The organism is Serratia sp. CY29653 (assembly GCF_052169255.1).
Lineage (GTDB): Bacteria > Pseudomonadota > Gammaproteobacteria > Enterobacterales > Enterobacteriaceae > Serratia > Serratia sarumanii.
This window is the reverse complement of the sequence record NZ_JBJNLC010000003.1, coordinates 399,127-422,624: the sequence shown is the minus strand read 5'-3', so window position 1 is coordinate 422,624 and position 23,498 is coordinate 399,127. Positions and strand designations below refer to the sequence as shown.

The 23,498-nt window shown below is 62.5% G+C and carries 17 protein-coding genes, 1 tRNA gene and 2 rRNA genes; 14 read left to right on the top strand and 6 right to left on the bottom strand.

What is annotated here, in order from left to right; translation table 11 throughout:
• The 7 genes from rrf (ACJ8HN_RS18190) to aceK form a co-directional block, all read left to right on the top strand.
• Positions 1 to 113 (top strand): 5S ribosomal RNA (gene rrf / locus ACJ8HN_RS18190); the annotation flags it as partial.
• A gap of 14 nt (positions 114 to 127) precedes the next feature.
• Positions 128 to 203, top strand: a tRNA-Thr gene (locus tag ACJ8HN_RS18185).
• A 45-nt stretch (positions 204 to 248) separates the two neighbouring features.
• Positions 249 to 364 (top strand): 5S ribosomal RNA (rrf, locus tag ACJ8HN_RS18180).
• A 200-nt stretch (positions 365 to 564) separates the two neighbouring features.
• Positions 565 to 1,494, top strand: coding sequence for a homoserine O-acetyltransferase MetA (gene metA / locus ACJ8HN_RS18175; protein WP_033654730.1), 930 nt, complete (start codon positions 565 to 567; stop codon positions 1,492 to 1,494).
• A gap of 374 nt (positions 1,495 to 1,868) precedes the next feature.
• On the top strand, positions 1,869 to 3,467 hold the full coding sequence (aceB, locus tag ACJ8HN_RS18170; RefSeq protein WP_033654729.1) for a malate synthase A: 1,599 nt from the start codon (positions 1,869 to 1,871) through the stop codon (positions 3,465 to 3,467).
• 41 nt (positions 3,468 to 3,508) lie between these two features.
• Complete coding sequence (gene aceA / locus ACJ8HN_RS18165) at positions 3,509 to 4,816, top strand: isocitrate lyase (protein WP_004936630.1); 1,308 nt, start codon at positions 3,509 to 3,511, stop codon at positions 4,814 to 4,816.
• A 69-nt stretch (positions 4,817 to 4,885) separates the two neighbouring features.
• On the top strand, positions 4,886 to 6,640 hold the full coding sequence (gene aceK, locus ACJ8HN_RS18160) for a bifunctional isocitrate dehydrogenase kinase/phosphatase (protein WP_442523782.1): 1,755 nt from the start codon (positions 4,886 to 4,888) through the stop codon (positions 6,638 to 6,640).
• 1 nt (position 6,641) lies between these two features.
• Here the strand turns inward: aceK and ACJ8HN_RS18155 are convergent, their stop codons facing one another.
• The 5 genes from ACJ8HN_RS18155 to iclR form a co-directional block, all read right to left on the bottom strand.
• Entirely contained in the window at positions 6,642 to 7,283 is a 642-nt protein-coding gene (locus ACJ8HN_RS18155; protein WP_039569706.1) for a bifunctional 4-hydroxy-2-oxoglutarate aldolase/2-dehydro-3-deoxy-phosphogluconate aldolase, read from the bottom strand.
• A gap of 54 nt (positions 7,284 to 7,337) precedes the next feature.
• Positions 7,338 to 9,152, bottom strand: a complete 1,815-nt coding sequence (gene edd, locus ACJ8HN_RS18150) for a phosphogluconate dehydratase (RefSeq protein ID WP_442523781.1) — start codon at positions 9,150 to 9,152, stop codon at positions 7,338 to 7,340.
• A 98-nt stretch (positions 9,153 to 9,250) separates the two neighbouring features.
• Positions 9,251 to 10,588, bottom strand: coding sequence for a gluconate transporter (gene gntU, locus ACJ8HN_RS18145; protein ID WP_033649721.1), 1,338 nt, complete (start codon positions 10,586 to 10,588; stop codon positions 9,251 to 9,253).
• Complete coding sequence (gene gntK, locus ACJ8HN_RS18140) at positions 10,585 to 11,124, bottom strand: gluconokinase (RefSeq protein WP_442523780.1); 540 nt, start codon at positions 11,122 to 11,124, stop codon at positions 10,585 to 10,587. Before gntK ends, gntU begins: the two co-directional genes overlap by 4 nt.
• 253 nt (positions 11,125 to 11,377) lie before the next feature.
• Positions 11,378 to 12,208, bottom strand: a complete 831-nt coding sequence (iclR, locus tag ACJ8HN_RS18135; RefSeq protein ID WP_004936648.1) for a glyoxylate bypass operon transcriptional repressor IclR — start codon at positions 12,206 to 12,208, stop codon at positions 11,378 to 11,380.
• A 196-nt stretch (positions 12,209 to 12,404) separates the two neighbouring features.
• Between iclR and metH the strand changes: the two genes are divergently transcribed.
• Positions 12,405 to 16,100 carry a methionine synthase gene (gene metH / locus ACJ8HN_RS18130; RefSeq protein WP_442523779.1) on the top strand — a complete coding sequence of 1,232 codons (3,696 nt, stop codon included), beginning with the start codon at positions 12,405 to 12,407 and terminating at the stop codon, positions 16,098 to 16,100.
• Positions 16,101 to 16,137: 37 nt separating this feature from the next.
• Here the strand turns inward: metH and ACJ8HN_RS18125 are convergent, their stop codons facing one another.
• On the bottom strand, positions 16,138 to 16,848 hold the full coding sequence (locus tag ACJ8HN_RS18125; RefSeq protein WP_039569695.1) for a UTRA domain-containing protein: 711 nt from the start codon (positions 16,846 to 16,848) through the stop codon (positions 16,138 to 16,140).
• A gap of 193 nt (positions 16,849 to 17,041) precedes the next feature.
• On the opposite strand from ACJ8HN_RS18125, the gene ACJ8HN_RS18120 reads away from it, so the two are divergent.
• The 6 genes from ACJ8HN_RS18120 to ACJ8HN_RS18095 all read left to right on the top strand — a co-directional run bounded on the left by ACJ8HN_RS18120 (position 17,042) and on the right by ACJ8HN_RS18095 (position 23,456).
• Complete coding sequence (locus tag ACJ8HN_RS18120; protein WP_033631954.1) at positions 17,042 to 18,103, top strand: ABC transporter substrate-binding protein; 1,062 nt, start codon at positions 17,042 to 17,044, stop codon at positions 18,101 to 18,103.
• An 11-nt stretch (positions 18,104 to 18,114) separates the two neighbouring features.
• On the top strand, positions 18,115 to 18,924 hold the full coding sequence (locus tag ACJ8HN_RS18115) for an alkaline phosphatase family protein (protein ID WP_033649695.1): 810 nt from the start codon (positions 18,115 to 18,117) through the stop codon (positions 18,922 to 18,924).
• Complete coding sequence (locus tag ACJ8HN_RS18110) at positions 18,921 to 19,766, top strand: ABC transporter permease (protein ID WP_039569690.1); 846 nt, start codon at positions 18,921 to 18,923, stop codon at positions 19,764 to 19,766. Before ACJ8HN_RS18115 ends, ACJ8HN_RS18110 begins: the two co-directional genes overlap by 4 nt.
• 17 nt (positions 19,767 to 19,783) lie before the next feature.
• Positions 19,784 to 20,569: an ABC transporter permease gene (locus tag ACJ8HN_RS18105; RefSeq protein WP_033636228.1), complete on the top strand. Its 786-nt coding sequence runs from the start codon at positions 19,784 to 19,786 to the stop codon at positions 20,567 to 20,569.
• A gap of 4 nt (positions 20,570 to 20,573) precedes the next feature.
• Positions 20,574 to 21,566 carry an ABC transporter ATP-binding protein gene (locus tag ACJ8HN_RS18100; RefSeq protein ID WP_033649699.1) on the top strand — a complete coding sequence of 331 codons (993 nt, stop codon included), beginning with the start codon at positions 20,574 to 20,576 and terminating at the stop codon, positions 21,564 to 21,566.
• A 240-nt stretch (positions 21,567 to 21,806) separates the two neighbouring features.
• Positions 21,807 to 23,456 carry a Na/Pi cotransporter family protein gene (locus tag ACJ8HN_RS18095; protein WP_033636226.1) on the top strand — a complete coding sequence of 550 codons (1,650 nt, stop codon included), beginning with the start codon at positions 21,807 to 21,809 and terminating at the stop codon, positions 23,454 to 23,456.
• Positions 23,457 to 23,498 lie beyond the last annotated feature (42 nt).

Below are 23,498 nucleotides of genomic sequence, written 5' to 3'. Positions count from 1 at the left end.
GGCGGCAATAGCGCGGTGGTCCCACCTGACCCCATGCCGAACTCAGAAGTGAAACGCCGTAGCGCCGATGGTAGTGTGGGGTCTCCCCATGCGAGAGTAGGACACTGCCAGGCATCAAATTAAGCGTGCTGATATGGCTCAGTTGGTAGAGCGCACCCTTGGTAAGGGTGAGGTCCCCAGTTCGACTCTGGGTATCAGCACCACTTTATTTAAAGTGGGTTTAGAAGTTCGGCAGAAAAAAGAATTTGCTTGGCGGCAATAGCGCGGTGGTCCCACCTGACCCCATGCCGAACTCAGAAGTGAAACGCCGTAGCGCCGATGGTAGTGTGGGGTCTCCCCATGCGAGAGTAGGACACTGCCAAGCATCAAATAAGCCAAGAGGCCATCCGAAAGGATGGCCTTTTTGCTTTTCAGTCCTTTTACTCTCTCTACTCATATCTTGGCGCAGATCGCGCAATGAAACATTTTCACCTTTCCGCTGAATGCTCGACAGCGACGGAAAAAAACGCTATCTTCGGGCATCTAGAAGTCTAAACGTATAAATGGATGTGTGAGGGTTAAGCAATGCCGATTCGTGTTCCTGATGAGTTACCTGCGGTCAATTTCTTGCGCGGTGAGAATGTCTTCGTGATGACATCCTCGCGGGCAAAAACACAGGAAATCAGGCCACTGAAAGTGCTGATCCTCAACCTGATGCCAAAGAAGATCGAAACGGAAAACCAGTTTCTGCGCCTGTTGTCCAACTCGCCGCTGCAGATTGATATCCAGTTGCTGCGTATCGACAGCCGCGAATCGAAGAACACGCCGGCCGAGCATCTGAATAACTTCTACTGCGACTTCGAGGATATCCAGAACGAGAACTTCGATGGTCTGATCGTCACCGGCGCGCCGCTGGGGCTGGTCGATTTCTGCGATGTTGCCTATTGGCCACAGATCGAACGGGTGATCGACTGGGCCAAGCACCACGTTACCTCCACGCTGTTCGTGTGCTGGGCGGTACAGGCGGCGTTGAATATTCTGTATGGCATTCCCAAGATGACGCGCGAAGTGAAGCTCTCCGGCGTTTACCCGCACCAAACGCTACAGCAGCATGCGTTGCTGACGCGCGGCTTCGACGAAAGTTTCCTGGCGCCGCATTCACGCTATGCCGATTTCCCGACCGAGGTGATTCGCCAATATACCGACCTGGATATTCTGGCCGAATCCGAACAGGCGGGCGCCTACCTGTTCGCCAGCAGGGATAAGCGCCTGGCGTTCGTCACCGGCCATCCGGAGTATGATGCGCTGACCCTGGCGGGGGAGTATTGTCGCGACCACGAAGCTGGCCTCGATCCCGCCGTTCCGCTCAACTACTTCCCCGATGACAACCCCGCACTGACACCGAAAGCCACCTGGCGCAGCCATGGCCATCTGCTGTTTTCCAACTGGCTCAACTATTACGTCTACCAGATCACGCCGTACGATCTGCGTCATATGAATCCGACGCTCGACTGATCTTTTCTGCCTGCCGGCGGCTGAATCGAGGCCGCCGCTCCGTTGATCCTCTGCAAGATCCTCTTTTTATCCGTCACTTCTCCAGTAAATTCTTTGTTCAACAAGGCGTTAGTGCGTCTTCACAAAGTTACTGGAAGCGATTTCCTTACCTGTCATTATTGTTATTTTATCTAACCAATTGATAATAAAGTGTTAATAAAATATTTAATAATAAAATGGAAATGGTTTTTGATTTTTATTTTTTGTTGAGTATTCTTAGAGCTATCGGGATGAGATCTGACCAGTTGAGGGTCGTTTCATCCGCCCTGATCCACAGTGATTTCTGATGAAAATGCGCCGGTCGCGCGGGCGCAACGATGGGAAGGAGCAAGGTCATGACGCAACAGATAGCAGGCACGGAGTTAAGGTTTACGCAGGGTTTCGCCGCAGCGGAGCGCCAGGTGTTGACCGATGAAGCGGTTGAATTCCTGGCGGAACTGGTGGGGAAATTCACGCCGCGGCGCAACGAGCTGCTGGCGGCGCGTGTCCGCTGGCAGCAAAATATCGATCGCGGCGAACTGCCGGGGTTTATTTCGGAAACCACTTCCATTCGTGAAGGTGACTGGCAGATCCGCGGCATTCCGCAAGATCTGCGTGACCGCCGGGTCGAGATCACCGGTCCGGTCGAGCGCAAGATGGTGATCAATGCGCTTAACGCCAACGTAAAAGTGTTTATGGCGGACTTCGAAGACTCGCTGGCGCCAAGCTGGGACAAAGTCATCGACGGCCAAATCAACCTGCACGATGCGGTTAACGGCACCATTTCCTACACCAATGAAGCCGGCAAAATCTACCAGCTGAAACCGAACCCGGCGGTATTGATCGCTCGCGTGCGCGGCCTGCATCTGCCGGAGAAGCACGTGCTGTGGCGTGATGAAGCCATTCCCGGCGGCCTGTTCGATTTCGCGCTGTACTTCTACCACAACTATCGCCAACTGTTGGCCAAGGGCAGCGGCCCGTATTTCTACCTGCCGAAAACCCAGTCCTGGGAAGAGGCGGCCTGGTGGAGCGATGTCTTCAGCTTTACCGAGGATCGTTTCGATCTGCCGCGCGGCACCATCAAAGCGACCGTGCTGATCGAAACCCTGCCGGCGGTGTTCCAGATGGACGAAATCCTCTACCACCTGCGCGATCACATCGTGGGTCTGAACTGCGGCCGCTGGGATTACATCTTCAGCTATATCAAAACGCTGAAGAATCACGGCGATCGCGTGCTGCCGGATCGTCAGTCGGTGACCATGGAGAAACCTTTCCTCAGCGCCTATTCGCGCCTGCTGATCAAAACCTGTCATAAGCGCGGCGCGTTCGCGATGGGCGGCATGGCGGCGTTTATCCCGAGCAAAGACGCCGAGAAAAACGCCTGGGTGCTGAACAAGGTGCGGGCGGACAAAGAGCTGGAGGCCAGCAACGGCCACGACGGCACCTGGGTGGCGCACCCGGGGCTGGCGGACACGGTGATGGAAGTGTTCGGCAAAGCGCTGGGCGATCGCCAAAACCAGCTGGAGGTGCTGCGTGAGCAAGACGCGCCGATCAGCGCCGCACAGCTGCTGGAACCGTGCGACGGCGAGCGTACCGAAGCGGGGATGCGCGCCAATATTCGCGTGGCGGTGCAGTACATCGAAGCCTGGATCTCCGGCAACGGCTGCGTGCCGATTTACGGTTTGATGGAAGATGCGGCCACGGCGGAAATCTCCCGTACGTCTATCTGGCAGTGGATCCACCACGAGAAGAGCCTGAGCGACGGGCGCCCGGTCACCAAGGCGCTGTTCCGCCAGATGCTGCAAGAAGAGATGTTGGTGGTGCGTGAAGAAGTGGGGGAAGCGCGCTTTAACGCCGGCCGGTACGAAGAGGCGGCGCGCCTGATGGAGCGCATCACCACGCAAGATGAGTTAATCGATTTCCTGACGCTGCCCGGCTATGAGCTGCTGGCCTGAATTTTCCCAATCAACCCTACACGACTGAAAGGATAAAAATTATGTCTACCTCTCGCTCTCAACAGATTCAGCAGCTGGAACAGGAATGGAAATCGGCCCGTTGGGAAGGCATCACCCGCCCTTACAGCGCCGAAGACGTGATCAACCTGCGCGGTTCGGTCAACCCGGAATGCACTCTGGCGCAAAACGGTGCCGCCAAACTGTGGGCGTTGCTGAACGGCAAGGCGCGCAAAGGCTACGTGAACTGCCTGGGCGCGCTGACCGGCGGCCAGGCGCTGCAGCAGGCCAAGGCCGGCGTCGAGGCTATCTACCTGTCCGGTTGGCAGGTGGCGGCGGACGCCAACAGCGCGGCGGCCATGTACCCTGACCAGTCGCTGTATCCGGTGGACTCGGTGCCGAAGGTGGTCGAGCGCATCAACAATACCTTCCGCCGCGCCGATCAGATCCAATGGGCGAACCAGATTGAGCCGGGCAGCAAAGGCTATACCGATTACTTCCTGCCGATCGTCGCCGATGCGGAAGCCGGCTTCGGCGGCGTGCTGAACGCCTTCGAGCTGATGAAAGCGATGATCACCGCCGGTGCCGCCGGGGTGCACTTTGAAGATCAGCTGGCGGCGGTGAAGAAATGCGGCCATATGGGCGGCAAAGTGCTGGTGCCGACGCAGGAAGCGATTCAGAAGCTGGTCGCCGCGCGCCTGGCGGCCGACGTGCTCGGCGTGCCGACGCTGGTTATCGCCCGCACCGACGCCGATGCGGCCGACCTGCTGACCTCCGATTGCGATCCGTATGACAGCGCCTTCGTCACCGGCGAGCGCACGGCGGAAGGCTTCTTCCGCACCCATGCGGGCGTCGAGCAGGCGATCAGCCGCGGCCTGGCTTACGCCCCCTACGCAGATATGGTGTGGTGCGAAACCTCAACGCCGGATCTGGATGCCGCTCAGCGCTTCGCCGACGCCATCCACGCCAAATACCCGGGCAAGCTGCTGGCCTACAACTGCTCGCCGTCGTTCAACTGGAAAAAGAACCTCGACGACCAGACCATCGCCCGCTTCCAGCAGGCGCTGTCGGACATGGGCTACAAGTATCAGTTCATTACGCTGGCGGGCATCCACAGCATGTGGTTCAACATGTTCGATCTGGCGCACGCCTATGCGCAGGGCGAGGGCATGAAACACTACGTCGAGAAGGTGCAGCAGGCGGAGTTCGCCGCGGTGGATCGCGGTTACACCTTCGCGTCGCACCAGCAAGAGGTGGGCACCGGCTACTTCGACAAGGTCACCACCATCATTCAGGGCGGCGCCTCTTCGGTCACCGCGCTGACCGGTTCGACGGAAGAACAGCAGTTCTGATGCGGCAAGCTTGAAGACGTTTCATCCGGAGCCTGCATGCGCAGGCTTCTTTTTCTGGCGGGGGTAAGGATGGCGGCAAAACTGGAGTTGTTGATCGCACAGACGATCCTGCAGGGCTTCGATGCGCAGTACGGCCGCTTTCTGGAAGTGACCGCCGGCGCGCAGCAGCGCTTCGAGCAGGCGGACTGGCCGGCGGTGCAGCAGGCGATGAAAAAGCGCATCCATCTGTACGACCATCACGTCGGCCTGGTGGTGGAGCAGCTCAAATGCATCACCGGGCAGAAATACTTCGACGCCGACTTCCCCAGCCGGGTCAAAGCGGTCTATATCGACCTGCTGCCGGACTACCCGCGCTTCGAGATCGCCGAAAGCTTCTTTAACTCGGTCTACTGTCGGCTGTTCAAGCACCGCGATCTGACGCCGGACAAGCTGTTCGTCTTCAGTTCGCAGCCGGAGCGGCGCTTTCGCGACATTCCGCGTCCGCTGGCGCGCGATTTCACCCCCAATGGCGATCTGCCGGCGATGCTGCGCAGCGTGCTGAGCGATCTGCCGCTGCGGCTGCCGTGGGAGGATTTGACGCGCGATATTCACTACATCACTCAGGCGCTGCAACGCGCCTTCAGCGCACAGCAGTTGGCGGGGGCAACCTTCCAGATCGCCAACGAACTGTTCTATCGCAACAAGGCCGCCTGGCTGGTCGGCAAGCTGCGTCTGGCCGACGGCGTTTATCCGTTCTTGCTGCCTATCCACCACAGCGAGTCGGGCGCGCTGTTTATCGACGCCTGCCTGACCGGTAAGGCCGAGGCCAGCATCGTCTTCGGCTTCGCCCGATCTTATTTTATGGTCTATGCGCCGCTGCCGGCGGCGATGGTGGAGTGGCTGCGCGAGATCCTGCCGGGCAAAACCACCGCCGAGCTGTACATGGCGATCGGCTGCCAGAAGCACGGCAAAACCGAATGCTATCGCGAATACCTGACCTTTATGGCGCAGTCGCAGGAGCAGTTCATTATCGCGCCGGGGGTGAAGGGCATGGTGATGCTGGTGTTCACCCTGCCATCCTTCGATCGGGTGTTTAAAGTGATTAAAGACGAATTCGCCCCGCAAAAAGAGGTGACGCAGGCACAGGTGATGGCCTGCTATCAGCTGGTGAAAGAGCATGACCGCGTCGGGCGCATGGCGGATACCCAGGAGTACGAGAATTTCGTCGTCGACAAGGCGCGCCTCAGCCCGGCGCTGTTGGCGGAGCTGCAGCGTGAAGTGCCGGGCAAGCTGGAGGATCTCGGCGATCGCATCGTGATCAAACATCTGTATATGGAACGGCGCATGACGCCGCTGAACCTGTATCTGGAGCAGGCCAACGACCAGCAGATGCGCGATGCGATCGAAGAGTACGGCAATGCCATCAAGCAGCTGGCCGCCGCCAATATCTTCCCCGGCGACATGCTGTTCAAGAACTTCGGCGTGACGCGCCACGGGCGGGTGGTGTTCTACGACTACGACGAAATTTGCTACATGACCGAGGTCAACTTCCGCGACATTCCGCCGCCGCGCTATCCGGAGGACGAGCTGGCCAGCGAGCCGTGGTACAGCATCGCGCCCAACGACGTGTTCCCGGAGGAGTTCCGCCACTTCCTGTGCGGCGATCGGCGCATTCGGCAGGTGTTTGAAGAATTGCACAGCGATCTGTTTACCGCGGAGTATTGGCGCGGGTTACAGCAGCGCATCCGCGAGGGGCACGTGGAAGACGTGTTCGCTTACCGCAAGAAGCAGCGGTTCAGCCAGCGCAGCGGGGCGGCGCTGCCGGCCGCCACCGCTGCGATGTAAATCAGGCCTGGGCGCCCGCGACGGCGGCGCGCGCCAGTTCGGTGATGCGCGCGTAGTCGCCGCTTTCCAGCGCGTCCGCCGGCACCAGCCAGGAGCCGCCGATGCACAGCACGCTTTTCAGCGCCAGATAGCTGCGGTAGTTGTCCGGCGAGATGCCGCCGGTCGGGCAGAAGCGCACCTGCGGGAACGGGCCGCCGATCGCCTGCAGCGCTTTTACGCCGCCGTTGGCTTCCGCCGGGAAGAATTTAAACTCGCGCAGGCCGTAATCCATGCCCAGCATCAGCTCGGAAACGGTGCTGATGCCCGGAATAAGCGGAATGGACCCGGCGGTGGCTGCCTTGAGCAGCTCGCCGGTCAGCCCCGGGCTGATGGCGAACTGCGCGCCGGCCTCGGTCACTTCACGCAGCTGCTGCGGATTGATCACGGTACCGGCGCCGATGATCGCTTCCGGCACTTCTTGGGCGATGGCGCGAATGGCGTCCATGGCGCAGGCGGTGCGCAGCGTCACTTCCAGCACCCGCACGCCGCCGGCGACCAGCGCTTTCGCCAACGGCACCGCATGTTCCAGCTTGTTGATCACGATCACCGGCACCACCGGCCCCGCCGTCAGGATCTGCTCGGCGCTTGTTTTCCACTTGTTCATGATGACGTTCTCCTTTGTGGCCGCTGCCAGGCGGCGATGCGGCCAGTCTATCGATTAAAATGTGATGCAGCAGGCGCCCTGCTCGGCGCCGGACAGCTGGCTGCGCAGCGCGCCGAACAGCTCGCGGCCGCAGCCGATGTGTTCTGCGCTCAGATCGGGTTGGCACGGCGTGCGCTGGGCCAGTTCGTCGGCGTCGACCAGCACCTGCAGCTCGCCGCTGCGGCCGTTGACGCGGATCGGATCGCCGTCGCGCACTTTCGCCAGCAGGCCGCCGGTATAGGCTTCCGGGGTGACGTGGATGGCGGAAGGCACCTTGCCGGAGGCGCCTGACAGGCGGCCGTCGGTCACCAGCGCCACTTTGAAGCCGCGATCCATCAGCACGCCCAGCGGCGGCATCAGTTTGTGCAGCTCCGGCATGCCGTTGGCCTGCGGCCCCTGGAAGCGCACCACCACCACGCAATCGCGATCCAGCTTGCCGGCTTCAAACGCCGGCACGATGTCGTGCTGGCTGTCGAACACCACCGCCGGCGCTTCGATGATCTGGTTGTCGGCGGGCACCGCCGAGGTTTTCATCACCGCGCGCCCCAGATTGCCGGCCATCACTTTGGTGCCGCCGTGATGCTCAAACGGCTGAGCGACGCTGGCGATTACGCTGGCGTCGAGCGAACCGGCTACGCCTTCGCGCCACACCAGCTGGCCATTATCCAGCCAGGGTTCCTGGGTGTAACGGTGCAGGCCGAAACCGGCCACGGTGTGCACGTCTTCGTGCAGCAGCCCATGTTGCAGCAGCTCGCGCACCACCAGCGGCACGCCGCCGGCGGCCTGGAACTGGTTGATGTCGGCCGGGCCGTTCGGATAGATGCGGCACAGCAGCGGCACCGCCTCCGACAGCTCCGAGAAATCGTCCCAGGTAATGATGATGCCCGCCGCGCGCGCCATCGCCACCAGATGCATGGTCAGGTTGGTGGAGCCGCCGGTGGCCAGCAGCGAGACGATGCCGTTTACCACCACTTTCTCGTCCACCAGGCGGCCGATCGGCAGGTAGTTGCCGGCGGTGTCGGTCAGTCGCGTCACCTGGCGCGCAGCGGCGTCGTTCAGCGCGTCGCGCAGCGGCGTATCCGGATGCACGAAAGAGGCGCCCGGCAGGTGCAGGCCCATCACTTCCATCACCATTTGGTTGGTGTTGGCGGTGCCGTAGAAGGTGCAGGTGCCGATGCCGTGATAGGAGGCGGCCTCGGCTTCCAGCAGCGCCAGACGATCGGCCTTGCCCTCGGCGTACAGCTGGCGCACGCGCACCTTTTCCTTGTTCGGCAGGCCGCTGCTCATCGGGCCGGCCGGCACGAACAGCGCGGGCAGGTGGCCGAAGGAGAGGGCGGCCATCACCAGCCCGGGCACGATCTTGTCGCAGATGCCGAGGAACAGCGCGCCGTCGAACATATTGTGCGACAGGCCGACGGCGGCCGACATGGCGATCACGTCACGGCTCATCAGCGACAGCTCCATGCCGTCTTGCCCCTGCGTCACGCCGTCGCACATCGCCGGCACGCCGCCGGCCACCTGGCCCACGGCGCCCACCGCCTGCAGCGCCTGCTTCAGCCGCTGCGGGTAGTGTTCGTACGGCTGGTGGGCCGACAGCATGTCGTTGTAGGCGGTGATGATGGCGATATCGCTGCGCACCATGTTTTTCAGCGCCGTCTTGTCATCGGGCTGACAGGCGGCGAAGCCGTGGGCCAGGTTGCCGCAGGCCAGCTGCGCGCGGTGAACGGTTTGGGAACGGGCCGCTTCGATACGCGCCAGATAGGCGGCGCGGCTGGCCTGGGAACGGTGGGTGATGCGCTGTGTGACACGGGACAAGGTTGGGTTAATCATGCCTTCCTCACATTGCTGTTGTTATAGTCGCCGCCTGTGGCGGTGCCCCCGGGGATGATTTGCAGCCCTGGTGTGCAAGGCCGGGGGCGATTTAGGATTTAAAACATCGTGAATGCAATCATGCCGATAGCGCCGCCGACGCTGCCCAGAATCGTTTCCATCACCGTCCAGGTTTTCAGCGTTTGCAGTTCGTTGGCGCCGGTGAATTTGCCGAACAGCCAAAAACCGGCGTCGTTGACGTGGCTCAGCACGATGGAGCCGCCGGCGATGCAGATAGCCAGCGCGGCCAACTGCCCGCCGTTCAGCCCGAGCTGGCTGGTGACCGGCAGCACCAGGCCGACGGTGGTCAGACAGGCGACGGTGGCCGAGCCCTGAATCACCCGCACCATGGCGGAGAGCGCAAAGGCGGCCACGGCGATCGGCAGGCCGGCGCCGATCATCGCGTCACCCAGCGCCGGCCCTACGCCGGAATCCACCAGGATCTGTTTGAACACCCCGCCGGCGCCGGTCATCAGCAGGATGATCCCGGCCGGTTGCACCGCGGCGGAGCAGATGGCCAGCGTCTGTTCGTTGCTCATGCCGCGCGGCTTCGCCAGGCCGTAAATCACGATCAGGCAGGCCAGCAGAATGGCGGTGAACGGGTGGCCGATAAACTCCAGCCACTGCTGCAGTTGCGAGCCGGGGGTGACCAGCCGCGCGCCGATGGTCTTCATGCCGACCAGCACCAGCGGGCACAGCACCAGCGCCAGGCTGAAGCCGAACGACGGCAGATTGCCCTTGGTCAACGTCGGCTCGTTCTCTTCCGGTGGCATCGGCCAGTTGACGAAGCGGCTGATAAAGCTGCCGTACAGCGGGCCGGCGATCAGCATGCCGATCACCGCCGCCACCAGGCCGATGGCGATCATCCAGCCGAAGTCGGCCTTCATCTGCGAAGCCAGCAGCATCGGCACCGGCCCCGGCAGTAGGAAGGAGGCGGCGGCGGCCACACCGGCGAACAGCGGAATGGCCAGCTTGACGATATTGCCGTCGGTGCGGCGCGCCACGGCGAACACGATGCCGATCAGCAGCACCACCGCCACGTCGAAGAACAGCGGCAGCGCGCAGATCAGGCCGGCGATGCCGAGCGCGTAGTGCGCCTTGCTTTGTCCGAATCGTTTCAGCAATTGCGCCGCAATTTGATCGAGCGCGCCGACCTCATGCAGGATCTTGCCGAACATCGCCCCGAGCGCCACCACGATCGCCAGGAAGCCCAGCGTGTCGCCCATGCCTTTTTGCATGGTGTCGGCAATATGGTCCAGCGGCATGCCGGAGAAGATGCCGGCGGCGATGGATACCAGCATCAGCGCGACGAAGGCGTGCATGCGCGCCTTCATCACCAGGAATAACAGCAGTAAAACCGAGCCGACTGCGGTACCGACCAGCGTTACGGTACTCACGCGCACACGCCCTGCGGCAGGAAGCTCTGGATATGGCGCACGGTATCGGCGATCACCGCGTCCAGCGGCTGGTTGATGTCGATCGCCATCACGTCGCTCTCGTCGGCGCCGGGCTGCTCCAGCGCGGCGAACTGGGTGACCAGCATCTGCGGTTTGAAGAAGTGACCGTTACGCGCCGCCAGGCGGGATTCGATCACCGGGAACTCGCCGTGCAGATAGATGAACGACAGGTTGCCGTTGCCGGCGCGCAGGCGGTCGCGATACTGCTTTTTCAGCGCCGAGCAGACGATGATCGACACGTTGTTGGTGCGCTGCATGGCGAAGGCGGCGTCGTTGAGCGCGGCCAGCCACGGGGCGCGATCGTCGTCGTTCAACGCTTCGCCGGCGGCCATCTTCAGGATGTTGCTGCGCGGATGCAGGAAGTCGCCGTCGAGGAAGCCGGCGGAGAGTTGGCGGGCCGCGGCGGCGGCGACGGCGGACTTGCCGCTGCCGGAAACGCCCATAACGACGTAAATGCGATTTTGATTGTTGGTCATGGCTTGGCTCCAAAACACCGGGTGACGTTACCTTCGTTCAGCTTGTTTGTTACCGGTAACATGTTATCGGTAACATTGTCGAAGGAAGTTTGAGCGGTTGCAATGGGCTTTCGCCGTGAGGATCGTTAACTGTGATCGGCTTCAAGCTTTTTTCTCGTGCGCTACACAGGATGCCGACAGCCTGTTACATGCTGACAACAGCGTAAGGAATCAGGAGAGAGGGCGCGCAGGGGCGCCCCTCGGAGGGGGTGGATCAGCGCACGCCGCCGTAGGCCAGGCTGATCTCTTTCGCCGCGTGGATCACCAGCGCCCCCAGCTCGATCACGCGATCGTCGGTGATGCGCGACACCGGGCCGGAGATGGAGATGGCGGCGAAGGCTTCGCGGTGCTCGTCGAAGATGCAGGCCGCCACGCAGCGCAGGCCGAGCGCGTGCTCTTCGTCGTCAAAGGAGAAGCCCTGTTTGCGGATCTGCGCCAGCCCCTCTTTCAGGTTGTGCGGCGTCAGGGTGTGCGGTGTGTAGGTGTGCATGCCTTTCTTGTGCAGCAGTTTGGTTACCTGATCGTCCGGCAGGGTGGCGAGGAACGCCTTGCCGGCGCCGGAGGCGTGCATCGGCAGTTTGCCGCCGATTGGCGCCGACATGCGCATCAGCGCCGTACACTGCACCTGATCGATGATGATCGCCTGGTACTCGCTGGTATCCAGCACCGCCAGGTTGACGGTTTCGCCGGACTCTTCCATCAGGCGGCGCAGCGTCGGGTGCACCATCGCCAGCAGGTTGCGGCTTTGCAGGAAGCTGCTGCCGACCACAAAGGCGTGCGAGCCGATGGTCCACAGGCCGAGATCGCCGACCTGGCGCACGAATCCCTGCTGCTGCATGGTGGTGAGCAGGCGGTGAGTGGTGGAGTTCGGCAGGCCGGCCTGCTGGGCCAGATCGGTCAGCGCCACGTTGCCCTGGGCTTCCGAAATGTACTCCAACAGCTTCAGGCCACGGGTCAATGATTGTACCTGACCGGTCGCCGCACTGGCGGCCGGGGCTGCTGCGCGGGGCTTCTTGCCGCGTTTGGCGGGAGCAGGGGTGGCCATGGGTGAGATTCCTTTTTCCGTATGATGGAATTCATTTTCGTTTTTTGTCGATGAATTGCAAGTCGCCGTCAGCTCATCGGAGGTGTTGGCGCACAACCTGAAAAACTCTCAATTGTCGTCTGGCCCTTTGTCCTTACAAGCTGTGCTAGGATGACTCGTTGGTTTTTGCGGCAGTTGAGCAATGGGCTGGATGGCAATGGAAGGGGTTACAGTGACGAATCGAGTAGAACAACTGCGCCGCCAGTTAGCGCAGCGCATTTTGGTGTTGGACGGCGGCATGGGCACCATGATCCAGAGCTATCGTCTGGATGAGCGCGATTTCCGCGGTGAGCGTTTTGCCGACTGGCGCAGCGATCTGAAAGGCAATAACGATCTGCTGGTGCTGACCAAGCCGGAAGTGATCGCCGCCATTCATTACGCCTATCTCGAGGCGGGCGCCGATATCCTTGAAACCAATACCTTCAACGCCACCTCCATCGCCATGGCCGACTACCACATGGAGTCGCTGTCCGCCGAGATTAACTATCAGGCCGCCTGCCTGGCGCGCACCTGCGCCGACGAATGGACGGCGCGCACGCCGGAAAAACCGCGCTACGTCGCCGGGGTGTTGGGGCCGACCAACCGCACCGCGTCCATCTCGCCGAACGTCAACGATCCGGCGTTCCGCAACATCTCGTTCGACGAGCTGGTGACGGCTTACCGCGAATCGACCCGTGCGCTGGTGGAGGGCGGCGTCGATCTGATCATGATCGAAACCATCTTCGACACCCTGAATGCCAAGGCCGCCGCCTTTGCGGTGGAAACCGAATTCGAAGCGCTGGGGGGGGAACTGCCGATCATGATTTCCGGCACCATCACCGACGCTTCCGGCCGCACTTTGTCCGGCCAGACCACCGAGGCGTTTTACAATTCGCTGCGCCACGTCAAGCCGCTGACCTTCGGCCTGAACTGCGCCCTGGGCCCGGACGAACTGCGTCAGTACGTCGCCGAGCTGGCGCGCATCTCGGAGACCTACGTCACCGCGCACCCGAACGCCGGTTTGCCGAACGCCTTCGGCGAGTACGATCTGGATGCGGCCGAGATGGCGCGCCAGGTCGGGGAGTGGGCGCAGGCCGGCTTCCTCAATATCATCGGCGGCTGCTGCGGCACCACGCCGGAACATATCGCCGCGATGGCCAAGGCGGTCGAGGGCGTGCCGCCGCGCCGGCTGCCGGAGATCCCGGTCGCCTGCCGCCTGGCGGGCCTGGAGCCGCTGACCATCGATGCCAACACCCTGTTCGTCAACGTCGGCGAGCGCACCAACGTCACCGGTTCGGCGCGATTCAAACGGCTGATCAAAGAAGAGAAATACAATGAGGCGCTCGACGTGGCGCGCCAGCAGGTCGAGAGCGGTGCGCAGATCATCGACATCAACATGGACGAGGGGATGCTCGACGCCGAAGCGGCGATGGTGCGCTTCCTTAACCTGATCGCCGGCGAGCCGGATATCGCCCGGGTGCCGATCATGATCGACTCCTCCAAGTGGTCCGTTATCGAGAAAGGCCTGAAATGCATCCAGGGCAAGGGCATCGTCAACTCGATCTCGATGAAGGAGGGCGAAGAGGCCTTTATCCATCACGCCAAACTGGTGCGCCGTTATGGCGCCGCGGTGGTGGTGATGGCGTTCGACGAAGTGGGGCAGGCTGACACCCGCGAGCGCAAGTTCGAGATCTGCCGCCGCGCCTATAACATTCTGACCGAGCGCGTCGGCTTCCCGCCGGAAGACATCATTTTCGACCCGAACATTTTCGCCGTCGCTACCGGTATCGAAGAGCACAACAACTACGCCGTCGACTTTATCGAAGCCTGTGCCGACATCAAAACCCACCTGCCGCACGCGATGATCTCCGGCGGCGTGTCCAACGTGTCGTTCTCGTTCCGCGGCAACGATCCGGTGCGTGAAGCGATCCACGCGGTGTTTCTGTATCACGCCATTCGCAACGGCATGGACATGGGCATCGTCAACGCCGGGCAACTGGCGATTTATGACGATTTAAGCGCCGAGCTGCGCGACGCGGTGGAGGACGTGATCCTCAACCGTCGCGAGGACGGCACCGAACGCCTGCTGGAGCTGGCGGAAAAGTACCGTGGCAGCAAAGATAATGACGTGGCGGTGCAGCAGGCGGAGTGGCGCGGCTGGCCGGTGGAGAAACGGCTGGAGTATTCGCTGGTGAAGGGCATCACCGAATTTATCGAGTTGGACACCGAAGAAGCGCGGCAGCAGGCCGAACGCCCGATCGAAGTGATCGAAGGGCCGCTGATGGCGGGGATGAACGTGGTCGGCGATCTGTTCGGCGAGGGCAAGATGTTCCTGCCGCAGGTGGTGAAATCTGCCCGCGTGATGAAGCAGGCGGTGGCCTACCTGGAACCCTACATCGAGGCCAGCAAGCAGCAGGGCACCTCCGCTGGCAAAATCCTGTTGGCGACGGTGAAGGGCGACGTGCACGACATCGGCAAGAACATCGTCGGCGTGGTACTGCAGTGTAACAACTATGAAATCGTCGATCTGGGCGTGATGGTGCCGACGGAGAAAATCCTGCGCACCGCGCGCGAGGAGAACGTCGATATCATCGGCCTGTCGGGACTGATCACGCCATCGCTGGACGAGATGGTCAACGTGGCCAAAGAGATGGAGCGCCAGGGCTTTACGCTGCCGCTGCTGATCGGCGGCGCCACCACCTCCAAGGCGCACACCGCGGTGAAGATCGAACAAAACTACAGCGGCCCGACCACCTACGTGCAAAACGCCTCGCGCACCGTGGGCGTGGTGTCGGCGCTGCTGTCCGCCACCCAGCGCGATGAGTTTGTGGCGCGCACCCGCAAAGAGTATGAAACGGTGCGCATTCAGCATGCGCGCAAAAAGCCGCGCACGCCGCCGGTCGATCTGCAGAAGGCGCGCGCCAACGCCATGGAGCTGGACTGGGCCGATTATCAGCCGCCGGTGCCGCGGCAGCTCGGCGTGTTCCCGGTGGCGGCCGGCATCGAGACGCTGCGCCACTACATCGACTGGACGCCGTTCTTCATGACCTGGTCGCTGGCGGGCAAATACCCGCGCATCCTGGAAGACGAGGTGGTGGGGGAAGAGGCCAAGCGCCTGTTCCACGACGCCAATCAGATGCTGGATCGGCTGGCCGCCGAGCGCAGCCTCAACCCGCGCGGCGTTTACGGTCTGTTCCCGGCCAACCGCGTCGGCGATGACGTGGAGGTGTACCGCGACGAACGGCGTGACGAGGTGCTGGCGGTGAGCCGCCATCTGCGCCAGCAGACGGAAAAAACCGACTTCCCGAACTACTGCCTGGCGGACTTTGTGGCGCCGAAAAGCAGCGGCAAGGCCGACTACTTCGGCGCCTTCGCGGTGACCGGCGGGCTGGAGGAGGACGCGCTGGCGGCGGCGTACGACGCGCAGTACGACGATTACAACAAAATCATGGTCAAGGCGCTGGCGGATCGCCTGGCGGAGGCCTTCGCCGAATACCTGCATGAGCAGGTGCGCAAGCTGCACTGGGGCTATGCCGCCGACGAGAGCCTGAGCAACGAAGAGCTGATCCGCGAAAACTATCAGGGCATCCGGCCGGCGCCGGGCTACCCGGCCTGCCCGGAACACACCGAGAAAGCGACCATCTGGCAGCTGCTGGACGTCAACCGCCACACCGGCATGGAGCTGACGGAGTCCTTCGCCATGTGGCCGGGGGCGGCGGTGTCCGGCTGGTACTTCAGCCATCCTGAAAGCAAGTACTTCGCGGTGGCGCAGATCCAGAGCGATCAGGTGGAAGACTACGCGGCGCGTAAAGGGATGAGCGTGAGCGAGGTCGAACGCTGGCTGGCGCCTAACCTCGGCTACGACGCCGACTGATTTCCTCTTTAAGGGCGCAGCGATGCGCCCTTGTCATTTACTGCGCTTCCACGTCGATGTGCAGCGCATCGTAACGCCAATACTCCAGGTCGCAATCGATCACCCGGTCGTGCTGATCGCGGTTCACCCGCGTAATGAACAGCGCCGGGCTGCCGTAGGTCACCTTCAGCATGGCGGCGGCCTGCTGCGGCAGCAGGGTGGGCAGCATGTCGAAACGCACCCGGCCGTAGTGAATGCCGTAGCGCACGGCGTACAGCGCGGTCAGCGACTGGGTCAGATCTTCGTCCAGTATGCCGGGGAAGTAGGCCGGGTTGAGGTAGTGCTCGCAGTACAGCACCGCGCGCCCGTCGATGTAGCGCAGCCGGCGAATGCGATAGGCCTCGGCGCCGGGGGGCAGCGCCATCCGGCCGGCCAGCGGCGCGTCGAGCGTGACTACCGCGCTGTCGATCGCCTCGGTATGGGCGGCGCGCCCCTGTTGCTGCGCCATGGCGTGAAAATGGCTGCGCTGCAGCGGGTTGTAGATCAGACGCGGGGGCGAAATGAACCAGCCGCGCCGCACCTGGCGATAGATGACCCCCTGCGCCTCCAACTGGCCGAGCGCCTCCTGCAAGGTAATGCGGGTGGTGGCGAACTGTTCGCTCAGGGCGCGTTCGGAGGGCAGCTTGCCGCCCACGGCGAACTCGCCTGCGGCGATGCGCGCGTTCAGCGTTTGGCAGATGGTGGCTACGGTCGTCGGTGCTTCACTCATACAGCGGGTGTCCCGTTTCAGTGCGTTTGGCCTCCCTTAAGGTAGACCAGCGTCGCGTTTTCGCCGTTGCAATGGGTGATAAAACCGTCGCTTTTTTAAGCTGACATATAATTATCACATTCGTCCGTTAGATTGGTTTGGTCCTGGCTGGACTAGTCCAGCCCTCCCCACACTACCACCTGGAGCATCAGTTATGAAACGTTTGTGCGCTTCTGTGTTAACCAGTGCCATCGTGTTATCCAGCCAGATGAGCTGGGCCGCGGATACCGATCTGGCGGCGCTGGAGCAGGCCGCGAAGAAAGAAGGCGAAGTCAACAGCGTCGGCATGCCGGACAGCTGGGCCAACTGGAAAGGCACCTGGCAAGATCTGTTGAGCAAATATGGCCTGAAGCATGTCGATACCGACATGAGCTCTGCGCAGGAGATCGCCAAATTCGATGCGGAAAAGAACAACGCCACGGCGGACATTGGTGACGTCGGCGCGGCCTTCGGCCCGGTGGCGGTGCAGAAGGGCGTGACGCAGCCGTACAAACCCTCTACCTGGGATCAGGTGCCGGAGTGGGCGAAAGACAAAGACGGCCATTGGGCGCTGGCTTACACCGGCACCATCGCCTTCATCATCAACAAACAGCAGGTGAAAGACATTCCGCACAGCTGGGCCGATCTGCTGAAGGGCAGCTATCAGGTCACCATCGGCGACGTCGGCACCGCGTCGCAGGCGGCCAGCGGCGTGCTGGCGGCCACCTACGCCATGGGCGGCAACGAGAAAAACCTCAAGCCGGGCCTGGAATTCTTCGGCAAGCTGGCCAAGGCCGGCCGTCTGAGCCTGAGTAACCCGGTGATCGCATCGCTGGAGAAAGGGGAAGTGCAGGTTGGCGTGGTGTGGGACTTCAACGGCCTGAACTACCGCGATCAGATCGACAAAACCCGTTTTGAAGTGCTGATCCCGTCGGACGGCTCGATCACCTCCGGCTACACCACCATCATCAACAAATATGCCAAGCACCCGAACGCCGCCAAGCTGGCGCGCGAATACATCTTCTCCGACGCCGGCCAGATCAACCTGGCGCGCGGCTATGCGCGCCCGATCCGCGCCGAGCATCTGACGCTGCCGGACGACGTCAAGGCCAAGCTGCTGCCGGCCGAGCAGTACAAGAACGCGCACCCGATCGCCGATCCGGCGGCCTGGGAACAGAGCGCCAAAGCGCTGCCGCGTCTGTGGCAGGAAAACGTCATTATGTTTATGCAGCAGTGAGTTAACGCACCATGAAAACGATCCTCGTGCTGCTGGACGGCCTCAACTACCGGGTGGCGCACGACGCCATGGGCTATCTGCAGGCCGAATGCGCGGCGGGACGCGGACGGTTGTACCTGTTGGAGAGCGAGCTGCCCTCGCTCTCCCGGCCGCTGTATGAATGCATCCTCACCGGCGTCACGCCGGTGGAGAGCGGCGTGGTGCACAACCACGTCTCGCGCCTTTCTCATCAACAAAGCGTGTTTCATTACGCGCGCGCCGCCGGGTTGACCACCGCCGCCGCCGCTTACCACTGGTTCAGCGAATTGTATAACCGCACGCCGTTCGACGCCGCGCGCGACCGCCATACCGACGCCCCCGAGCTGCCGATCCAGCACGGGCATTTCTATTACGATGACGGCTACCCCGACAGCCATCTGTTCGACGACGCCGAAAGCCTGCGCCTGCGGCATCAGCCGGATTTCCTGCTGATCCACCCGATGAACATCGACGACGCCGGGCACCGCTTCGGCCTCTCTTCGCCGCAGTACCGCAACGCGGCGCGGCGCGCCGACGGCTCGCTGTCGCGCTATCTGCCCGAGTGGCTGGCGGCCGGTTATCAGGTGCTGGTCACCGCCGATCACGGCATGAACGACGATCGCAGCCACGGCGGCGTGTTGCCGGAAGAGCGCCAGGTGCCGCTGTTCGTGTTCGGCTCGGGCTTCAGCCAGGACGATGCCGATCCGCAGCAAACCGAGCTGTGCGGTACGATCTGCGATCTGCTGCAGGTGCCGCACGACAAGCCGCGCTGCCGGGCGCTGCTGGCGCAGGATGCGCGATGAACGGCAAAACCAAATGGATCGCCGCGCTGTGCCTGCTGCCGTTTATCGTGCTGTTCGGCGCGTTTCAGATCGCCCCGCTGGTGTGGATCGCCGTTCACAGCTTTTTCAGCGAGAGTAGCGGCTGGGGATGGGGCAACTATGTCGATATCCTCACCTCGCCGTTCTACCTGCAGGCCTTTCAGTTCTCGCTGGAGATCTCGCTGTGGTCGAGCGTCTACGGCTTGCTGATTGCGTTAGTGGGCAGTTACTCGCTGCGCCAGCTCGGCCAGACCCGATTTCATGACTTCGTGATGTCGTTCACCAACATGACCAGCAACTTCGCCGGGGTGCCGCTGGCGTTCGCCTTCGTCATTCTGCTGGGGCTGAACGGTTGCCTGACGCTGTTGCTGCGCAAATACGGTTTGATGGAGAGTTTCAATCTCTATTCGAAGAGCGGCCTGATCGTGCTGTATACCTATTTCCAGATCCCGCTGGGGGTGCTGTTGCTGTATCCGGCGTTCGACGCGCTGCGCGCCGACTGGCGCGAGTCGGCGGCGCTGCTCGGCGCCGGCCCCTGGCGCTACTGGCGGCATATCGGCCTGCCGGTGCTGGCGCCGGCGCTGATGGGCACCTTCGTCATCCTGCTGGCCAACGCGCTGGGCGCCTACGCCACGGTGTACGCGCTGACCACCGGCAACTTCAACGTGATCCCGATCCGCATCTCGGCATTGGTGGCAGGGGACATCTCCCTCGATCCGAACCTGGCCAGCGCGCTGGCGATGCTGCTGGTGGTGATGATGGCGTTTATCACGGTGATCCACCAATGGATGCTGCGCAGGAGCTACCTCAATGCGCGCTCATAATCGGATGGAGAATGCTCATGTCGCGTGCTGAACGCCTGTACCATCGCACGGTGACCGGCCTGCTGCTGTTGATCCTGCTGCTGCCGCTGGCGGCGACGCTGATTTACGCGCTGGCCACCCAGTGGGGCGCCACCATTTTACCGGACGGTTTTACCCTGAAGTGGCTGACGGCGCTGTGGAGCGACCCGCGCTTTTTGCAGGCGCTGTGGCACTCGCTGTTGATCTGCTTCGGCACGCTGCTGCTGTCGGTAGTGGTGATCCTGCCGGCGATGTTTGTGATCGCTTACTACTTCCCCAAACTGGACGCGGTGATGAACGTGCTGATTCTGCTGCCGTTCGCCGTGCCGCCGGTGGTGTCGGCGGTGGGGCTGATGCAGCTGTTCGCCGCCGATCCGCTGCCGCTGCTCGGCACTCCCTGGATTTTGGTGGGCTGCTATTTCACCATCGCGCTGCCGTTTATCTACCGCGCCATCAGCAACAACATGCAGGCGATCAACCTGCGCGATCTGATGGACGCCGCGCACCTGCTTGGCGCCAGCACCTGGCAGGCGGCGCTGTGGGTGGTGCTGCCGAACCTGCGCAAGGGTGGAACGATCGCCGTGCTGCTGTCGTTCTCGTTCCTGATCGGCGAGTTCGTGTTCGCCAACCTGCTGGTGGGCAGCCAGTATGAAACGCTGCAGGTCTACCTGTACAACATGCGCAACGGCAGCGGGCACTTCACCAGCGCGCTGGTCATCTCCTATTTCGCCGTGGTGCTGCTCGTCACCTGGCTGGCGAACCTGCTGAATAAAAACAAGGGTTAACCCGATGGCTTATCTCAACGTCACCCGCCTGAACAAACACTATGGCCAGACCCAAGTGTTTCAGGATATCGATTTCACCGCCGAAGAGGGGGAGTTCGTCACCCTGCTGGGGCCGAGCGGCTGCGGCAAATCGACGCTGCTGCGCTGTCTGGCCGGCCTGACCCCGGTCGACAGCGGGCAAATCTTGTTGCAGGGTCAGGATCTGGTGCCGCTGGCGCCGCAAAAGCGCGGCATCGGCATGGTGTTCCAAAGCTATGCGCTGTTTCCCAATATGACGGTGGAAGGCAACGTGGCCTTCGGGCTGAAAATGCAGAAGCTGGCGGCCGGGCAGATCGGCCAGCGGGTGCAGGAGGTGCTGGCGCTGGTGGAGCTGAGCGATCTGGCGAAGCGCTATCCGCATCAGCTGTCGGGCGGCCAGTGTCAGCGCGTGGCGCTGGCGCGATCGCTGGTCACTCGCCCGCGGCTGCTGCTGCTCGATGAACCGCTGTCGGCGCTGGACGCGCGCATCCGCAAACACCTGCGCGAGCAGATCCGGCGCATTCAACGCGAGCTGAACCTGACGGCGATCTTCGTCACCCACGATCAGGAAGAGGCGCTGACCTTGTCGGATCGCATCGTGCTGATGAACAAGGGGCAGATCGTGCAGAGCGGCGATGCGGAAACCCTATATACCCAGCCGGCGGACGCCTTCGCCGCCGGGTTTATCGGCAACTATAATCTGCTGACCGCCGAACAGGCCGCCCAGCTGACCGGGCGCAGCTATGTCGGCAAGGTGGCGATCCGGCCCGAATCGATCGGCCTGTTGCCGGCCGGGCAGGGGATCGGCGGGGTGATCCTGGGCCACAGTTTGCTCGGGAATGTGGTACGCTATCGGATTCAGGTTCGCGGTGTAGAATTGCTGGTTGACGTGCTCAACCGGTCGGTGGCCGACCTGCGGCCCGACGGCGAGCAAATTGGGCTACACTTGGAACCTGTTGTATTGCGGGAAGTTGCATGACTTCGCAGCGCGGCGCCGGGGCCTTTCCGCCGCCGCATTAACCCTTCTCTTCTGCGGTCTGCCGCCCGCCCGCTGTCCTGCCAGACCTACGCCCGGCAGGCGGGACCGCGCGCTGTACCCGTCATCTTTTGGTCTACCGGCTGCGGCTAAGGCGAACAGAACCGTTCCGTCTTTCCGCACCGCCTGACAGGCATCGGGTACCAGCCTCCTTTGGCCGGGCGTTAATGGAGCGTATCTTCCGTGCTGACCCTTCTTCACCTGCTTTCCTCCGTGGCGCTGTTGGTGTGGGGCACCCACATCGTGCGCACCGGGATCATGCGGGTTTACGGCGCCAATCTGCGGCGCGTGTTGAGCGACAGCGTTGAGAAAAAGCCGCTGGCGTTCGTTTCCGGCATCGGCGTGACCGCGCTGGTGCAGAGCAGCAACGCCACGGCGCTGCTGGTGACCTCTTTCGTTGCGCAGGGGCTGGTGGGGCTGGCGCCTGCACTGGTGATCATGCTCGGCGCCGACGTCGGCACCGCGCTGATGGCGCGCGTGCTGACCTTCGATCTTTCCTGGCTGTCGCCGCTGCTGATCCTGATCGGCGTCTTCCTGTTCCTCAGCCGCAAGCAGATGCGGATCGGCCAGATCGGGCGCGTCCTGATCGGCCTTGGGCTGATCGTGCTGGCGCTGGAGCTGATCGTGGCCGCCGCCACGCCGATCACCCAGGCGGCCGGGGTGAAAGTGCTGTTCTCGTCGCTGACCGGCGACGTGATGCTGGACGCCCTGACCGGCGCGCTGTTCGCCATCGTCAGCTATTCCAGCCTGGCGGCGGTGCTGCTGACCGCCACCCTGACCGCATCCGGCGTGATCTCGCTGAAGGTGGCGCTTTGCCTGGTGATCGGCGCCAACCTCGGCAGCGGCCTGTTGGCGATGATCAACGCCAGCGGCCAGAACGCCGCCGGGCGGCGCGTGGCGCTCGGCAGCCTGCTGTTCAAGCTGGTGGGCTGTGTGCTGGTGCTGCCGTTCGTTTCCTATCTGGCGGATGTGATGGCTCAGCTGCCGGGCGGCAGCGAAGAGCTGGTGATCTACTTCCACGTGTTCTACAACCTGATCCGTTGTCTGGTGATGATCCCGCTGGCCGGGCCGATGGCGACGCTGTGCGAGCGGCTGATCGTCGACGTGGCGGCCGACGATCCGCGCATGCGTCCGCGCCATCTGGACGCCAGCGCGCTGGACACGCCGACGCTGGCGTTGGCCAATGCGGCGCGCGAAACGTTGCGCATGGGCGACGTGGTGGAACACATGATGATCCTGCAGCGCGAAGTGCTGCACGGCAAGCAAGGCGTGGATAAAGAAGTGCGGCGCCTCGACGATGACGTCGACGTGCTGTACACCGCCATCAAGCTGTATCTGGCGCAGATCCAGAAGGAAGATCTGGGCGAGGAAGACTCGCGCCGCTGGGCGGAAATCATCGAAATGGCGCTCAACCTGGAACAGGCGGGCGACATCATCGAGCGCATGGCCGGCGACGTGGGCGCCAAGTCGCACGCCGCGCGCCGCGCCTTCTCGGCGGAAGGATTGGCGGAACTGGATGGGCTGCACGAGCGGCTGATCGGCAACCTGCGCCTGGGGCTGTCGGTGTTCCTGTCCGGCGACGTCACCAGCGCCAAGCGCCTGCGCCGTTCCAAGCATCGCTTCCGCATTCTGGATCGCCGCTACGCGCACGCGCACGTCGATCGCTTGCATCAGCAAAACGTGCAGAGCATCGAGACCAGTTCGTTGCATTTGGGATTGTTGGGGGACATGAAGCGCCTGAACTCGCTGTTCTGCGCCGTGGCTTACAACGTGTTGGACCAGGATGCCAAGGATGACGATCGCGACTGGGAAGACACCCCGAGCACGCTGTAAAAAAACGCCCCCGGTTTTCATCGGGGGCGTTGTGCAGGAGAG

Bases quoted from the DNA above. Each gene is read 5' to 3' on its own strand.
- edd (WP_442523781.1), bottom strand. From the start codon at position 9,152: ATGATTAACCCAACCTTGTCCCGTGTCACACAGCGCATCACCCACCGT.
- aceB (WP_033654729.1), top strand. From the start codon at position 1,869: ATGACGCAACAGATAGCAGGCACGGAGTTAAGGTTTACGCAGGGTTTC.
- metA (WP_033654730.1), top strand. From the start codon at position 565: ATGCCGATTCGTGTTCCTGATGAGTTACCTGCGGTCAATTTCTTGCGC.
- ACJ8HN_RS18105 (WP_033636228.1), top strand. From the start codon at position 19,784: ATGTCGCGTGCTGAACGCCTGTACCATCGCACGGTGACCGGCCTGCTG.
- ACJ8HN_RS18155 (WP_039569706.1), bottom strand. From the start codon at position 7,283: ATGAACAAGTGGAAAACAAGCGCCGAGCAGATCCTGACGGCGGGGCCG.
- aceK (WP_442523782.1), top strand. From the start codon at position 4,886: ATGGCGGCAAAACTGGAGTTGTTGATCGCACAGACGATCCTGCAGGGC.
- ACJ8HN_RS18115 (WP_033649695.1), top strand. From the start codon at position 18,115: ATGAAAACGATCCTCGTGCTGCTGGACGGCCTCAACTACCGGGTGGCG.
- metH (WP_442523779.1), top strand. From the start codon at position 12,405: ATGGAAGGGGTTACAGTGACGAATCGAGTAGAACAACTGCGCCGCCAG.
- ACJ8HN_RS18110 (WP_039569690.1), top strand. From the start codon at position 18,921: ATGAACGGCAAAACCAAATGGATCGCCGCGCTGTGCCTGCTGCCGTTT.
- gntK (WP_442523780.1), bottom strand. From the start codon at position 11,124: ATGACCAACAATCAAAATCGCATTTACGTCGTTATGGGCGTTTCCGGC.
- ACJ8HN_RS18120 (WP_033631954.1), top strand. From the start codon at position 17,042: ATGAAACGTTTGTGCGCTTCTGTGTTAACCAGTGCCATCGTGTTATCC.
- ACJ8HN_RS18100 (WP_033649699.1), top strand. From the start codon at position 20,574: ATGGCTTATCTCAACGTCACCCGCCTGAACAAACACTATGGCCAGACC.
- ACJ8HN_RS18125 (WP_039569695.1), bottom strand. From the start codon at position 16,848: ATGAGTGAAGCACCGACGACCGTAGCCACCATCTGCCAAACGCTGAAC.
- iclR (WP_004936648.1), bottom strand. From the start codon at position 12,208: ATGGCCACCCCTGCTCCCGCCAAACGCGGCAAGAAGCCCCGCGCAGCA.
- aceA (WP_004936630.1), top strand. From the start codon at position 3,509: ATGTCTACCTCTCGCTCTCAACAGATTCAGCAGCTGGAACAGGAATGG.